Genomic DNA, 14,984 nt, shown 5'->3' with positions numbered 1-14,984 from the left:
ATGCCGAACGGGCGGCATCGGGGGCGACGGGGCGGTCAGAGCGGGGTGACGGTGCCCTCGAAGTGCTTCTGCCTGCGGCCGCCGTTCCAGCCCACGTACTCGAAGCCCTGCCCGGACGGGGTCACGGCGACGTCCACGGCGCCCGGCAGCAGCACCGGCTTCGCGAACTCGACGGTCCACCGGTAGGCCTCGCCGCGCGCGTGGCCGACGTCGGCCAGCGCGCGGGCGGCGGTGTACATGCCGTGGGCGATGGCGCGGGGGAAGCCGAACGCCTTCGCCGACAGCGCGGAGAGGTGGATCGGGTTCCGGTCGCCCGACACCGCGCCGTAGGCGCGGCCGGTGCCCGGGCCGAGAGCCCAGCGGCCGGTGGGCAGCGGCGGCACCCAGGTGCCGGCCGGCGCGCGGTCCTCGCCCTCCGCCGGTCCGGTGGCGCCGTTCTCCGCCTCGCTCCAGGGCAGGTGGAAGCCCTTGGCGAGATAGGTGGAGACCCCGCGCCACACGAGGGCGGTGTCGCCCGCCCGGCGCACCTCGGCCACGAGGTCCACCTGGACGCCGCGCCGGTGCGGGCGCAGGTTCTCCGACCAGGCGCGCACCTCGAGCAGGTCGCCGACGCGGACCGGGCCGTGCAGCTCGACCTGGTTCGCCAGGTGCACCATGCCCAGCAGGGGGAGCGGGAAGTCGCCGCGGACCATCACGGCCGTCGCCAGCGGGAACGCGAGCACGTGCAGGTAGCCGGCGGGCAGCACGTCCGTCACCGGCTCGTGGAGGAGCCGCTGGTAGTCGTGCAGGTGGCCCGCGAGGTTCGCCGTGGGGACGCCGGGGACGTGCAGCGCGACGTCCGGCAGGGTGAGCGGCTGGTCGCCGTCCGGCTCGCCGTCACCACGGCCCGCGCCGATCCCGGGCAGGCCGGGCAGCGCCCGGCCGGCCGCGATCCGGCCCGACGACGCCGCCCCGCGCGCGTACAGGGAGCCCAGCCCCGGCAGCGTGGGCAGCGTCTCGACCCGGAGCGGCTCCCCGGAGCTGGTGGCCGGCCGGTGCGCGCTCACCGACCCACCAGGTTCTGACCGCACACGCGCAGCACCTGGCCGTTGACGCCGGCCGCGGCGGGGGACGCGAGGAACGCGATGGCCTCCGCGACGTCGACGGGCTGGCCGCCCTGCTGCAGCGACGACAGCCGCCGCGCGACCTCGCGGGTGGCGAACGGGATGGACGACGTCATGTCGGTCTCGATGAAGCCGGGGGCGACCGCGTTGGCCGTGCCGCCCTGCGCGCCCACGAGCGGCGCCGTGGCCCGCGTGTGCCCGATGACGCCGGCCTTCGAGAAGCCGTAGTTGGTCTGGCCCTTGTTCCCGGCGATGCCGGAGGTCGAGGCGAGCGACACGATGTGCAGGCCCGGGACGCCTGCGCCCCCGTCGGCGCCGAGCAGCTGGGCGTTGATCCGCAGCTGGGCGGCGAGGTTGACGGCGATGACGGAGTCCCACTGGGCGGGCTTCATGTTCGCGAGCAGCTTGTCGCGCAGGATGCCCGCGTTGTGCACCACGATGTCGAGCCGGCCGTGCCGGGTGCGGGCGTGCTCGAGGATGCGCGTGCCGGCGTCCTCGGCGGTGACGTCGAGCTGCAGGGCGGTGCCGCCGACGGCGTTGGCCGTGCGGGCGAGGCCCTCGCCGGCGGCGGGGACGTCCACGCACACGACCTGGGCGCCGTCGCGGGCGAGCGTGCGGGCGATGGCCGCGCCGATGCCGCGCGCGGCGCCGGTCACGACGGCGACGCGACCCGCCAGCGGCCGGTCCCAGTCGGCGGGCAGCTCGGCCGTCGACGGCCCGACCGGCAGCAGCTGGCCGTCGACATACGCCGAGCGGGCGGACAGGAAGAAGCGCAGCGTGGCGAGGGCCGACGGCGAGTCCGCCGCGGCGCCGTCGGTGAGCACGATCCCGTTGCCGGTGGCGCCGGCGCGCAGCTCCTTGGCGAGGGAGCGCAGGAAGCCGTCGACCCCGTTGCGCACGGCGGCCACCTCCGGCGCGTCGCCGTCGGCGGCCGGTCGCGACACGGTGACCACGCGGCCCTGGGGGGCGAGCCTGCGCAGCACCGAGCCGACGGCCAGCACGGCGCCGGACACGTCGGTGGGGTGCGAGGCCTCGGTGAGCACCAGCAGGACGGCGCCCCAGCGGGCGTCGTCGGTCGGCTCGCGGCGCACGTCGAGGCCCCAGCCGAGGAGGGTCGTGGCGAGGGCGTCCGCGTCGCCGCGGGACGCGTCGTCGGAGACGACGAGCACCGGGCCGACCGTGAGCGGGTCACCCGCACGGAACCGGCGCAGGACCGCGGGGCGCGGCAGGCCGAGCTTCTTCGCGAGAGTCTTGGTGAAGCCGGTGTTGACGGCCCTGGTGTAGCTGTCGGTCATCGGTGTGCTTCCCCTCTCAGACGGACTCGACGATGGCGGTGGCACCGAGGCCGCCGGCGGCGCAGATCGAGATCAGCGCGCGGGCCGGCTTCCCGGTCTCGGCGGCCTTGGCCGCGACCAGCTTCGCCGCGGTGGCGACGATGCGCCCGCCGGTCGCCGCGAACGGGTGCCCGGCGGCGAGCGAGGAGCCGTTGACGTTGACCTTGCTGCGGTCGACCGAGCCGAGCGCGCCCGGCAGCCCGAGCTCGCCGGTGCAGTAGTCGGCGTCCTCCCACGCGGCGAGCGTGGTGAGCACCGTCGACGCGAACGCCTCGTGGATCTCGAAGAAGTCGATGTCGTCGAGCGTCAGGCCGTTGCGGGCGAGCAGGCGCGGCACCGCGTGGGCGGGGGCCATGAGCAGGCCCTCGTGGCCGTGCACGAAGTCCACGCCGGCCGTCTCGGCGTCGACGAAGCGGGCGAGCACCGGCAGGTCGCGGGCGGCGGCCCACTCGGCGGTGGCCAGGAGCACGGCCGACGCGCCGTCGGTGAGCGGGGTCGAGTTCCCGGCGGTCATGCTCGCGGGCTCGTCGAGGTTCTTGCCGAACACCGGCTTCAGGGAGGCGAGCTTCTCGAGCGACGTGTCGGGGCGCAGGTTGTCGTCTCGGGTCAGGCCGCGGAACGGGGTGACGAGGTCGTCGAAGAACCCGGACTCCCAGGCGGCGGCGAGGTGCTGGTGGCTGGCGAGCGCGAGCTCGTCCTGCGCTTCGCGGGTGATGCCCCACCGGGCGGTGGTGATCGCCTGGTGCTCGCCCATGGACAGGCCGGTGCGCGGCTCGTCGGTGCCGGGAGAGAGCGGCTTGAGGTCGCTCGGGCGCAGCTTGGCGAGGGCCTTGAGGCGGGCCTGGACCGTCTTGGCGTGCGAGGCCTCGAGGAGCACCCGGCGCAGGCCCTCGCTCACGGCGATCGGCGCGTCGGAGACCGTGTCGGTGCCGCCGGCGACGCCGGAGTCGATCTGGCCGAGGCGGATCTTGTTGGAGACGTTGATGGCCGCCTCGAGGCCGGTCGCGCACGCCTGCTGCAGGTCGAAGGCGGGCGTCTGCGACGACAGCGACGAGCCGAGCACGGACTCGCGCACGAGGTTGAAGTCGCGGGAGTGCTTGAGCACGGCGCCGCCCACGACCTCCCCGAGCCGCTCGCCCTGCAGGCCGAAGCGGGCGACGAGACCCTCGAGCGCGGCGGTGAACATCTCCTGGTTGGACGCGTCGGAGTACTTCTTGCCGGCGCGGGAGAACGGGATGCGGTTCCCGCCCACGATGACGGCGTCGCGCACGCCCGACGGACGGGCCTCGGACGCGGCACTGGTCGCGGCACGGGAGGTGGTCCGGCTGGCGGACCCGGACGGCTTGCGTGTAGCCACAGCGGTAGTTCCTTCACTCCGTCGGTCAGGTAGGACTCACAGTACCTGATACTCTCGGTCTCGTGAGACCAGTCACAGGGTGCGGCCGATGACGGCCGCAGGGCGAGAGCTCAACGGACGCTCGACGATGGACGGTCGGGCGGTCGGGCGGTCGGACGGTCGTTCCACGAGGTGGGACGACCATCGTGCCGCGCGCCGGGCGCAGCTCGTCAACGCCGCGCGCAAGGCCGTCCACCGCGGGGGGCCGGGAGTCTCCATGGACGAGATCGCCGCCGAGGCCGGCACGTCGAAGTCCATCGTCTACCGGTACTTCGACGACAAGGCGGGGCTGCGGCTCGCCGTCGCCGCCCACGTCGTCGCGACCATGCACGACGCGCTGCGCGAGGCGGCCGAGACGGCGCCGACGCCTCAGGCCGCGCTGCGCGCCATGGTCCGCGTCTACCTCGAGATGATCGAGCACTCGCCGAACGTGTACTGGTTCGTCACCCGCACCGCGATCGGGGGCAACGAGCCCGCGACGGACGCGGGCGGCCTGTCCGGCCCGGTCGAGGCGCTCGGCGCCTACCTCGACTCCGTCATCGAGCTCGTCGCCGCCCCCTTCGCGCGCGCCGTCCACGTGCCCGCCGCGACGGCGGCCGCGTGGGCGGCCGGGGCCGTCGGCTTCGTCCGCGGCGCGGGCGAGTGGTGGCTCGGCCACGGCGGCTCCGACCGGCAGGCCCGCGAGGACCTCACCGAGCAGGTCACGCTCTGGCTGTGGAACGGGCCCGTCGGCGTGCTGCACCACGACGGCCCGACCCCCGCGACCACCGACGCTTCCGACATTTCCATCCGTCACCGCACGCAGGAGAACCGATGACCACCACGTCCGACCGTCCCGCGACGCTCCCCACGAGCGGCGCCGGGGCCGCCGTCACCGCCAAGCCCGCACCTCGCGTCGACGTCGCCGGCCTGTCCGAGCAGCTGCTCGGCCGCTGGCCCGAGTGGCGCCGGTACGCCCGCCGGCGCGCGACCGACTCCGCGTTCTGGAAGGACGAGTCGCTGTCGATGGCGGAGCACCGCGAGCGGGCGCTCGAGCAGATGCGCCTGCTCGCCTCGGACGAGAAGCACCAGGTGTGGCTCGGGTTCCCGGAGCGGCTCGGCGGGCGGGACGCCCCCGGAGCCAACCTGGCCGGCTTCGAGGAGCTCGTCGTGGCCGACCCGTCGCTGCAGATCAAGGCCGGCGTCCAGTGGGGCCTGTTCGCCTCCGCCATCCTGCACCTGGGCACCCCGGAGCAGCAGGACCGCCTGCTGCCCGGCGCCATGGACCTGTCGGTGCCCGGCGCGTTCGCCATGACGGAGATCGGGCACGGCTCGGACGTCGCGTCGGTCGCGACCACCGCGACGTACGACCCTCAGACCGAGGAGTTCGTCATCCACACGCCGTTCCGCGCGGCGTGGAAGGAGTTCCTCGGCAACGCGGCCGTGCACGCCACGGCGGCCACCGTGTTCGCGCAGCTCATCACGAACGGCGTCAACCACGGGGTGCACTGCTTCTACGTGCCGGTGCGCGACCCGGAGACCATGGAGTTCCTGCCCGGGATCAGTGGTCACGACGACGGGCTGAAGGGCGGCCTGCGGGGCGTCGACAACGGGCGCCTGGCGTTCGATCAGGTCCGCGTCCCGCGCACCGACCTGCTCGCGCGCTACGGCGCGGTCGCGGCCGACGGCACCTACTCGTCGCCGATCGACAGCCCGGGACGCCGGTTCTTCACGATGCTCGGCTCGCTCGTCCAGGGGCGGGTGTCGCTCGACGGCGCCGCCTCCACGGCGTCGAAGCTCGGCCTCGCGATCGCCGTGCGGTACGGCGCGGAGCGCCGCCAGTTCACGTCGTCGTCGCCCGTCGAAGAGACCGTGCTGCTCGACTACGCGACCCACCGCCGGCGCCTGTTCCCGCGCATCGCCGAGACCTACGCGACGCACTTCGCCCACGACCGGCTGCTCGACCTCTTCGACGACGTCTTCTCCGGCGAGAAGGACACGCCGGAGCAGCGCGAGGACCTGGAGACGATGGCGGCGGCGCTGAAGGCGACGTCGACGACGTTCGTCCTGGACACGCTGCAGGAGTGCCGCGTCGCGTGCGGCGGCGCCGGCTTCATCACCGAGAACCGCATCACCAGCCTGCACCACGACCTCGACGTGTACGCCACGTTCGAGGGGGACAACACGGTGCTGCTGCAGCTCGTCGCCAAGCGCCTCGTCGGCGACTACGCCAAGCACCTCAAGGGCACGACGTCGTCGCCGGCCGGCATCGCCCGGTTCGTCGTCGACCAGGCCACCGACGCCGCCCTGCACCGCACCGGCCTGCGCCGGTTCGGCCAGGCGATCGCCGACGCCGGCGACCCGCGCCGGGCCGCCGGCCACCTGCGGGACGCCGAGACCCAGCGGGAGCTGCTCGCCGACCGCGTCGCGACCATCGTCGAGGACGTCGCGATGGCGCTGCGGCCCGCCCAGAAGGCGGACCCCGTCACCGCGGCGCGCATCTTCGACGAGAACCAGGTGCAGCTGGTGGAGGCGGCCAAGGCGCACGCGGACCTGCTGCGCTGGTCGGCGTTCACCGAGGCGCTCGAGCAGATCTCCGACCCGGGCACCCGCCGCGTGATGACCTGGGTGCGCGACGTCTTCGGCCTCACCCTCATCGAGCGCAACCTCGCCTGGTACCTCATCAACGGGCGGCTGTCGGCGCAGCGCGCCCGCACGGTCACGTCCTACGTCGACCGCCTGCTGGACCGGCTCCGCCCGCACGCCGTGGACCTCGTGGACGCCTGGGGCTACGGCCCCGACCACCTGCGTGCCGTCATCGCCTCGGGCATCGAGGCGGAGCGGCAGGACGAGGCCCGCGCGTACTACGCGGCGCAGCGCGCCGACGGGTCCGCGCCCCTCAGCGAGAAGGCGCTGAAGAAGGCGAAGAAGCAGCGCTGACGCGAGCGCTCCTGCGAGACACGGCGAACCCCGGACCAGGTGGTCCGGGGTTCGTCGTCTCTCGTCGACTCTCGGCGGGGGACGTCAGGCCGCGGCGGGTGCGGTGCGGGCCGGCTGGCGCAGGGGCTCGACCTCGGCGGGCTCTGCCTCGACGGGCTGCGGCTCCTCCTCGACGGCCTGCGCGTCGCGCAGCGGCAGCCCCAGGGTGACCGTGGACGGCCGGGCGGCGGCCCGGGGCGGCGGGGTCAGCAACGCGACGACGAACGCTCCGGCGAGGCCGGCCACGAGGGCCACGACCGCCGCCAGGGTCCAGCCGAGAGCGGCGAACGCGCCGAGCGCCGCTCCGTCGACCGTCGCCAGTGCGAGCCCTGCGACGAGCACACGCCTCATGCCTACCTCCCACGGTCCGCCTCTTCCGTGCTCCTCCCAGGAGACGACACCTCGGGCGGTACTGCATCCGCAGGGGCGGTTGATCCGGTCACATGTGCATCACGGTCGCGCCGCGGGACGGCCGCCGGGTGCTGTCGCGGGGGATCGGCCGCCGGAGGTCAGGGAGCCGGCGTCACCACCAGGAGGAGTGCGCGGGGGCCTGGGCGTGACCCAGCAGGAGGTTCTCGGGGACGCCGCCGGCCTGCCGCCGCAGCGCGAGATGCATGTCGCCCGTGAGGCGCAGCGCCAGCTCGAGCCGCAGCGGCCCCACGTGGTCCACGTGCAGGCGCCCGCCGACGGCGGGGTGGGGCGAGAGGGTGAGGACCTCGTCCGGCGCGGGCGTGATGCCCCGCTCGGCCGCCTCGAGGCACAGGTCCTCCAGGAGCAGGTCGGCACGCCCGTCCTCGGAGTCGAGCTCGGCGTACATCTCGACGGCGGTGAGCCAGCGGAGCTCGAGCGACCCCTCGAGGGTGTCGAGGAACCACCAGCCCTCGAGAGTCTCGAGGAAGACGTCACCGAACGCCGTCGTGAAGCGCGGCGTCTTGTCCTGGACCCCCAGCCACGACCATGACGCCAGCCCGTACGCGAACGCGTCGGGAGAGAAGGCACGAAGGATTTCCACGAGCGCATCAAACCACCTTGTGGTAAAAGGCAAAAGCCCCGGGTGGTCAGGGGCGTCTCGGTGGTGTGTGTCACGGAGGCGCAGCACTTTCCGCCGCCGACGGTGTGCCAGCGGTAGAAGATGCGAAAAGATCGCACCGCGAAAGGTCAAAAGTGCTGGTCGCCGCGCCGCAGGGCGGCGCGGACCGCCGCTCGCCGGAACGATGCCCGGGCGCCGGGCGTTGGTCCCGACGAGACGGTGCGACCCGGCGCCGGACCGACGACTGGAGGTGGGATGACGTACGACGCGACCCGGAAGGCTGCCGGGCCGGACCCGAGCAGTGCCGTGATCACGGGGCTCACCACGCTCGGCTGGTACGCCGTCCCGGACCTCGTCCGGCCGCGCTGGGGGCGTGCCCTGGCCAAGGTCGGCGTCGCCGCCGCGGGAGTGGGCGTCGGCCTGCTGGCCACCGCGGAGGGACGTGCGGCGCGCGAGGGCCTGCGGGCCCTCACGGCCCCGGAGGAGTCGGCCGCCCCCGGTGCCGCCGAGCAGCCCACCGGGCGGCCTGCCGAGCAGCACGGTGAGCAGCACGGTGACGAGAACGGCACCCCCGCCCCCGACGACGAGCCCGCCTCGCAGGTGGACCCCCGGCTGGCCGGCGCCGCTGTCGTCGGCGTGTTGGGCGTCATGACGGTGGTCGCGGTGGCAGGGGAGAAGTGGGCCTACCGGCGCGGCGAGAAGTGGCGCGCGAAGGGCCTCGCGCTGCCGCACACCCGGGTCGGCCTGATCGTCGGGGCGCTCGCCGCCGGCGCCACCCTGCTCGAGCCGCCGCGCGCCGTGGCCACCGGCGACGACGGGCGCGGCTGAGGATCCACGTCAGGCGTCGCCCATCGTCGACGCCCGGACGACGAGCCGGGGCGGCGACAGCTCGACGCCGGAGCTGGGGCGGCCGTCGATGGCGGCCAGGAGCAGCTCGGCGGAGCGTTGCCCCAGGCGTTCCAGCTGCGGGTCGACCGTGGTCAGCGGCGGGCGGCTCGCGAGGGTCATGACGTCCCAGTCGTCGTAGCCGGTGACGGCCACGTCCTCGGGCACCCGGACCCCGCGGTCGCGCAGCCGGTCGCAGCCGCCGCGGGCGAGCTGGTCGGACGCGAACGCGATGGCGTCGACCGGCAGGGGGTCTCCCGCGCGGTGGTCGCCCAGGACGAGGTCGACGGCGAGGCGGCCCCAGCGCTCGGACCACTCGCCGTAGAGCGGATCGCCGACGAGCGTGCCGTCGTGCCCGCGGAGCGCGGTCCGCAACGAGTCGTGCCGCTGCGTCGACGCGGCCTGGTCGCCGCGGCCGCCCACGTAGGCCACCCGGCGGCGCCCGAGCGACGTCAGGTGCTCGGCGACCGCCGTCATCCCGGCGTCGTCGTCGGGGACGACGGAGGCGTCCTGGGGGTCCTGCGACGGTGCGAACGCGTACACGACGGGCATCGGCACCCGGATGGGCCGGCGTGGCTCGGTGGTCCGGCCGGTGACGATGATGCCGTCGACGCGCCGCGCCACGAGGCTGCGCACGTGGTGCTGCTCGCGCACGGCGTCGTGCCGGGCGGTGGCGAGCAGCGCGGAGATCTGGCCGCCGACGAGGGCGTTCTCCGCCCCGAGCACCACGGGCAGCGAGAAGCGCCCGGCGGAGTCCGTGCTCAGCAGGCCGACGGTGAAGCTCCGTCGCGCCGACAGCGACCGGGCGGTGGCGTCGGGGACGAACCCCAGGCGCTCGGCGGCCTCGCGGACCTTGGCGCGGGTGGCAGGGCGGAGCGACCCGGTGTCGTTGAGCGCCTTCGAGACGGTGCTGGGGGACACCCCCGCCAGTGCGGCCACGTCGGTGATCCGCACGACTCCCGGAGCGTCCGTCATGAGCCCTCCCTGGCTTTCCTGCTGTTCCGCCCGGTGATCGAGCGCTGCAGCGATGATACGTGATCGCAAGTCTGTTGCTGGTGCTTGACGACCGGACCGGTGCTCCGTACCGTTAGGAAAACGGATTCCTAGTTTCCTACCTCAAGGGAGAGGTGCATGACGACGACGACGTCCCGGAATGCTCGTGGCCCGGCGGAGCCCACGGCTGCCGCCCTGGCGGCACTGCGCCCGCTGCCGTCCGGCGGCGCGACCGTGGACGGCGGGCTGTGGGGCCACCGCCTGCGGGTCAACCGCGAGGCCTCCGTGCCGGAAGGGCTGGGGCACCTGCGCGAGTACGGGAACGTGCGCAACCTGGAGATCGCGGCGGGCCTCGCGGAGGGGGAGGCGACCGGTCCGGTCTTCGCCGACTCCGACGTGCACAAGTGGCTCGAGGCCGCCGCGTGGGAGTACGGGCGCGCGCCCGACGAGGGGCTGCTGGCCGACATCCTCGAGGTCACCCGCGCCGTCGCCGGCGCCCAGGCGCCGGACGGCTACCTCGACTCCGTGCCGCAGCTGCGCGGCGTCCCCCGCTACTCCGACCTGCCCTGGAGCCACGAGCACTACTGCGCCGGCCACCTCGTCCAGGCGGCCGTGGCGCAGTCCCGCGCCACCGGCCGGCACGAGCTGCTCGACGTCGCCGTGCGGCTCGCGGACCACCTCGTCGAGACGTTCGGCGACGGCGAGGGGCAGCTGCGGGAGGTCGACGGCCACCCGGTCGTGGAGTCCGCCCTCGTGGAGCTGTACCGGGAGACCGGCACGCGCGCCTACCTCGACCTCGCCCGCTGGTTCGTCGAGGCGCGGGGCACCGGGATCATCGAGGGGCACGGCAAGCAGCCGACGTACTTCTCCGACCGGGTGCGGGTCCGCGAGGCCACGACGGTCGAGGGGCACGCCGTCCGCGCCGTCTACCTGGGCGCGGGCGCCACCGACGTCGCGGTGGAGACGGGCGACCACGAGCTGCTCGCCGCGCTCGAGCGGCAGTACGCGGCGATGGTCGACGGCAAGCAGTACCTCACCGGCGGCCTCGGCTCCCGGTGGGACGGCGAGTCCTTCGGCGACCCGCACGAGCTCCCGAACGACCGCGCCTATGCGGAGACGTGCGCGGCCATCGGCGGCGTCCATTGGGCCTGGCGGCTGCTGCTGGCCACGGGCGACGCGCGCTACGCCGACCAGATCGAGCGGCTGCTCCTCAACGGCTTCCTCGCCGGGCTCTCGCTCGGCGGGACCGAGTACTTCTACGTCAACCCGCTGCGGCTGCGGACCGGCGCGCACGCCGAGGAGGAACGCAACCCGGCCGCGGGGCGCCGCCCGTGGTTCGGCTGCGCCTGCTGCCCGCCCAACATCATGCGCACCCTGTCCAGCCTCGAGGGGTACCTCGCGACGGTCACCGACGACGCGCTCCAGGTGCACCAGTACGCGCCCGGCACGATCGTCGCGGACCTGCCCGCCGGGACGCTGCGCGTCCGCGTCGAGACGGAGTACCCGCACGACGGCCGGGTGACGCTGCACGTCGAGGAGGCGTCGGGGGGCGCCGGCCTCGCGCTGCGGGTGCCGGGATGGGCCGACGGCGCCACGCTCGACGGCGCCCCGGTCGCGGCCGGCGCGTACGCGACCGTGGGACGGCCGCTCGCGGCGGGCGACGCCGTCGTCCTCGAGCTGCCGGTCGTGCCGCGCCTCACCGCGGCCGACCCTCGGGTCGACGACGCGCGCGGCTGCGTCGCGATCGAGCGCGGGCCGCTCGTCTACGCCCTCGAGCAGGCCGACCAGGACGCGGGCGCCGTCGTCGACGACGTGCGGATCGACGTCGCCCGCCCGCTCGGGGAGGAGGAACGGCCCGAGCTGCTGGGCGGGGTGGTCGTCGTGACCGCGACCGGCACGGTGCAGGGGCGCCCGGCGACCGCCGCGGGCGACGGGCCGTACCGGCCCGCGTCCGAGACCGGCCCGGCGGCCGGCGGCACGGTGACGCTCCGGGCCGTCCCGTACCACCTGTGGGCGAACCGGGGGGCGCAGGCCATGCGCGTCTGGCTGCCCGTGGCCTGAACCGCAGCACCTCCCGCGGGCACCGGCGCCCGCGGGCACGGATGTGGCGCCCCGAGGGGCGCGGAGGAGGAGAGCGATGGAGCTCACCAGACGGCAGCTGCTCGCGCTGCTCGGCGCGGGCGCCACGACCGCGGCCACCGGCGTGGGCCTGGCCGGCTGCGCGCGCGACGTCACCGCCGTCGACGTCGGCGCCCCGGGGTTCGGGGAGGGCGCGAGCGGCACGGTGGAGATGTGGTGCCGCTCGGACACGGTCAACGGCGTGCAGGCGGTCGTGGACGCGTTCCACGCGGCGCAGGACCGGATCACGGTGCGGCTCACGCCGATCCAGAACGGCCAGTACGTCACCAAGGTCGCCACCGCGATCCGCGGCGGCCGGGTGCCCGACGTCATCGACATCGACGACATCTACTCGACGATGTTCGCGTTCCGCGACGTGTTCACCGACCTCACGCCGCTGGTCGAGGACCTCGCCCTCGGCGACGCGCTCAGCCCGGGCCACCTGGCCCTCGCCACCAAGGACGGGCGGCACCACGGCGTCCCGTTCCTGGGCGACTTCTCCGTGCTGTTCTGCAACACGGAGCTGTTCGACCGGGCGGGGCTGGACGTCGACGAGCACACCGCGTCGTTCGACGGTCTGCTCGAGGCCGCCCGCGCGATCGCCGCGCTCGACGACGACACGTACGGCTGGTCCTTCCCGGGCAACGCGTCGGGGGCGCTCGGGTTCACGGTGCAGCCGCACGTGTGGGCCGCGGGCACGGACCTGATTGCCGGCGAGGTCGGCGACCAGCGCGGGAACGTCGCCGGCAACGACGCCGTGCGGCGCACCCTCGACCTCGAGCGCACGCTGTGGGCGGAGCAGCTGGTGCCGCCGGGCTGCTTCTCCGACGACGGGTCGCGCTGGTCGGCCGACTACGTGGCCGGCCGGCTCGGGATGTTCCCCTCCGGGTATGGCGTCGTGGCGCCGAACGCGTCGCCCGAGCTGCTGGAGCGCAGCCGCGTGGTGCTGCTGCCCGGCCCGGACGGCGGCCGCGCGTTCTTCGACGGCGGCGACAACCTGTGCATGCCCGAGGGCGGGAAGAACCCGCAGGCGGCGACCGAGCTCATCCGCTTCGCCGTCGCCCTCGAGCAGCAGGCCCGGATGCCCGACGGCTTCTACTCGCCGATCCGTTCCGACGTCGTGACGCCCGAGTTCAGGGCCGAGCACCCGCTCGTCACCCCGCCGCTGACGACCCTCGGCTCCGGGTACGCCCCCACCACGCTCGCCTACAACCTCATCTACAACCAGCAGGACGGACCCTGGCTGCGCATGTTCCGCCGGGCCGTCTTCGACGGGGAGGTCGACGCCGCCATGGACGAGGCCCAGACCACGTACGACCGCATCCTCCGGCAGGCCCAGGCATGAGCGCCCCGGCGGTCGTCCGGGACGCCGCGGCGGGCACCGCGCGCGCCGCCGTCGCGCGCCGCCCGGACCGTCGGCGGCACGGCACCCTCACGCACCCCGCCCGCACCGGCCTGCTGCTCGTCGCGCCGGCCGTCGCGTTCGTGGTCGTGTTCGTGCTGGTGCCGCTCGTCTCGGCGGTGGGCATCTCGTTCACCAACCTGCCGCTCATCGGGCCGTGGCGGTTCATCGGGCTGGAGAACTACGCGTCGGTGCTGACCGACCCCGCGTTCTGGCGGTCCGTCGGGTACACGCTGCTGTACACGGCGATCGTCACGCTGCCGATCCTCGCGCTGGGCTACGCGCTCGCGGTGGTCGTGCGGTCCAACCGCCGCGGGGCGACCGTGCTGCGCACGATCTTCTTCGTCCCCTACGTCATCGGCCTCACCACGCTGAGCTTCCTCATGCTGCTCGAGGCGCAGCCGAACAGCGGCATGGTCAACGTGGTCCTCAAGGCCCTCGGGATCACCGACGGCACGACGGCGTGGCTCGTCGACGGGCCGCTGGCGACCGGCCTGCTGTGCGTCATGGTGATCTGGGCGGTCTCCGGCCTCACCATGGTGCTGCTCATGTCCGGGATGCAGGGCATCCCGCGCGAGGTCTACGAGTCGGCCGAGCTGGACGGCGCGTCGTGGTGGGTGCGGGAGCGCTCGATCACGGTGCCGATGCTGCGCCGCACCATCGCGATGACGGTCGTGCTGTCGGTCATCGGGTCGCTGCTGGCGTTCACGCAGTTCTACATCCTGACCCAGGGCGGCCCCGGCTCGGACACCACGACCGTGGTGATGGCGATCTACCGGCGGGCGTTCGTGCAGCTGCAGCTGGGGGCCGCGACGGCGATGTCGCTGGTCCTGGTCGTCATCACCGGACTGGTCACCGCGGCGCAGTTCTGGCTGCTGCGGGAGAGGAGCTGACATGGCCGCCACCCTCGCCCCGCCCGCGGGGCCGGAGCGGGACACCCGCGTCCGCCGCACGCTGTACGTGGTCGGCGGGGTCCTCGCCGCGCTGGTCTTCGTGGTGCCGCTGCTGCTGGCGCTCGTGCGCTCGGGCCAGCCGGGCGACGTCGTCGTCGCGGCGCCGGACGGACGCTTCCTCGACCTGTCGTGGGTCAACTTCCGGGCGATCCTCGACCAGCCGGAGATCTGGCGCGGCATCGTGAACTCCGTGGTGGTGTCGGTCGTGACGGCGCTGCTCACGGCGTTCCTGGCGACGCTCGCCGGCTACGGCTTCGCGAAGTTCGGCTTCCGGGGGCGCGGCGTGCTGTTCGGGCTCGTCCTCGTGACGCTCATGGTGCCGTTCCAGGCGATCCTCACCCCGCTGTACCTGCAGATGAACGCGATGCGGCTCACCGACAGCCTGCTCGGCCTCGTGCTCTTCTACGTCACGGTCAACCTGCCGTTCTGCGTGTTCGTCATGCGCAACGCGTTCGAGGCGGTGCCGGGCGAGATCGAGGACTCGGCGCACGTCGACGGGGCGGGCACCGCCCGCATGATCGCCTCCGTCCTGCGGCCGCTCGTGCTCCCCGGCGCGGCGACGGCGGCGCTGTACGCGTTCCTCGCGTCGTGGACCGAGTTCCTCGGGGCGCTGACGTTCCTCACCGACTCGTCGCTCTACACGCTGCCCGTGTCGCTGGTGAACCTGCAGCAGGGCGCCTACGGCCAGGTGGACTTCGGGCTGCTGGCCGCGGGCTCGGTGGTCGCGATGATCCCGTGCGTCGTGCTGTACGTGGCGCTGCAGCGCTACTACGTCGCCGGCCTGGCGTCCGGGTCGGTGAAGGGCTGAGGAC

The 14,984-nt window shown here is 74.2% G+C and carries 13 protein-coding genes; 7 read left to right on the top strand and 6 right to left on the bottom strand.

Going from position 1 to position 14,984, the window contains the following annotated elements; all coding sequences use genetic code 11:
• Positions 1–35: 35 nt before the first annotated feature.
• From IEW03_RS01475 to IEW03_RS01465, 3 genes are read right to left on the bottom strand one after another with little or no spacing between them, the layout of a single operon-like run.
• Positions 36–1,046, bottom strand: a complete 1,011-nt coding sequence (locus IEW03_RS01475) for a MaoC/PaaZ C-terminal domain-containing protein (RefSeq protein WP_188521862.1) — start codon at positions 1,044–1,046, stop codon at positions 36–38.
• On the bottom strand, positions 1,043–2,398 hold the full coding sequence (locus tag IEW03_RS01470) for a 3-oxoacyl-ACP reductase (RefSeq protein WP_188521861.1): 1,356 nt from the start codon (positions 2,396–2,398) through the stop codon (positions 1,043–1,045). Before IEW03_RS01470 ends, IEW03_RS01475 begins: the two co-directional genes overlap by 4 nt.
• Before the next feature lie 16 nt (positions 2,399–2,414).
• Positions 2,415–3,794, bottom strand: coding sequence for an acetyl-CoA C-acetyltransferase (locus tag IEW03_RS01465; RefSeq protein ID WP_188521860.1), 1,380 nt, complete (start codon positions 3,792–3,794; stop codon positions 2,415–2,417).
• 127 nt (positions 3,795–3,921) lie between these two features.
• Here IEW03_RS01465 and IEW03_RS01460 point away from each other — a divergent pair, with 127 nt between their 5' ends.
• Both IEW03_RS01460 and IEW03_RS01455 read left to right on the top strand, forming a co-directional pair.
• Positions 3,922–4,650, top strand: a complete 729-nt coding sequence (locus tag IEW03_RS01460) for a TetR/AcrR family transcriptional regulator (RefSeq protein ID WP_188522013.1) — start codon at positions 3,922–3,924, stop codon at positions 4,648–4,650.
• Positions 4,647–6,752, top strand: a complete 2,106-nt coding sequence (locus tag IEW03_RS01455) for an acyl-CoA dehydrogenase family protein (RefSeq protein WP_188521859.1) — start codon at positions 4,647–4,649, stop codon at positions 6,750–6,752. Before IEW03_RS01460 ends, IEW03_RS01455 begins: the two co-directional genes overlap by 4 nt.
• Before the next feature lie 84 nt (positions 6,753–6,836).
• Here IEW03_RS01455 and IEW03_RS01450 read toward each other — a convergent pair whose 3' ends face one another.
• A complete protein-coding gene (locus tag IEW03_RS01450; protein WP_188521858.1) occupies positions 6,837–7,142 on the bottom strand; it encodes a hypothetical protein in 306 nt (101 codons plus the stop codon).
• A gap of 172 nt (positions 7,143–7,314) precedes the next feature.
• Positions 7,315–7,803: a hypothetical protein gene (locus IEW03_RS01445; protein WP_188521857.1), complete on the bottom strand. Its 489-nt coding sequence runs from the start codon at positions 7,801–7,803 to the stop codon at positions 7,315–7,317.
• 273 nt (positions 7,804–8,076) lie between these two features.
• Between IEW03_RS01445 and IEW03_RS01440 the strand changes: the two genes are divergently transcribed.
• The gene (locus tag IEW03_RS01440; protein WP_188521856.1) at positions 8,077–8,649 is read left to right on the top strand and encodes a hypothetical protein; all 573 of its coding nucleotides are present in this window, start codon (positions 8,077–8,079) and stop codon (positions 8,647–8,649) included.
• Positions 8,650–8,658: 9 nt separating this feature from the next.
• Here the strand turns inward: IEW03_RS01440 and IEW03_RS01435 are convergent, their stop codons facing one another.
• Positions 8,659–9,681: a LacI family DNA-binding transcriptional regulator gene (locus IEW03_RS01435; protein WP_188521855.1), complete on the bottom strand. Its 1,023-nt coding sequence runs from the start codon at positions 9,679–9,681 to the stop codon at positions 8,659–8,661.
• Between the two features lie 156 nt (positions 9,682–9,837).
• Here IEW03_RS01435 and IEW03_RS01430 point away from each other — a divergent pair, with 156 nt between their 5' ends.
• The 4 genes from IEW03_RS01430 to IEW03_RS01415 all read left to right on the top strand — a co-directional run bounded on the left by IEW03_RS01430 (position 9,838) and on the right by IEW03_RS01415 (position 14,980).
• Positions 9,838–11,760 carry a glycoside hydrolase family 127 protein gene (locus IEW03_RS01430; RefSeq protein WP_188521854.1) on the top strand — a complete coding sequence of 641 codons (1,923 nt, stop codon included), beginning with the start codon at positions 9,838–9,840 and terminating at the stop codon, positions 11,758–11,760.
• A 76-nt stretch (positions 11,761–11,836) separates the two neighbouring features.
• Positions 11,837–13,162, top strand: a complete 1,326-nt coding sequence (locus IEW03_RS01425; RefSeq protein WP_188521853.1) for an ABC transporter substrate-binding protein — start codon at positions 11,837–11,839, stop codon at positions 13,160–13,162.
• Complete coding sequence (locus IEW03_RS01420) at positions 13,159–14,112, top strand: carbohydrate ABC transporter permease (RefSeq protein WP_188521852.1); 954 nt, start codon at positions 13,159–13,161, stop codon at positions 14,110–14,112. Before IEW03_RS01425 ends, IEW03_RS01420 begins: the two co-directional genes overlap by 4 nt.
• A 1-nt stretch (position 14,113) precedes the next feature.
• Entirely contained in the window at positions 14,114–14,980 is an 867-nt protein-coding gene (locus IEW03_RS01415; protein WP_229737303.1) for a carbohydrate ABC transporter permease, read from the top strand.
• Positions 14,981–14,984: the final 4 nt, after the last annotated feature.

This window comes from Isoptericola cucumis (assembly GCF_014635665.1).
GTDB classification, from domain to species: Bacteria; Actinomycetota; Actinomycetes; order Actinomycetales; family Cellulomonadaceae; genus Isoptericola; species Isoptericola cucumis.
The sequence above is the reverse complement of the archived record's forward strand: the minus strand, read 5'-3'. Positions and strand labels throughout refer to the sequence as shown.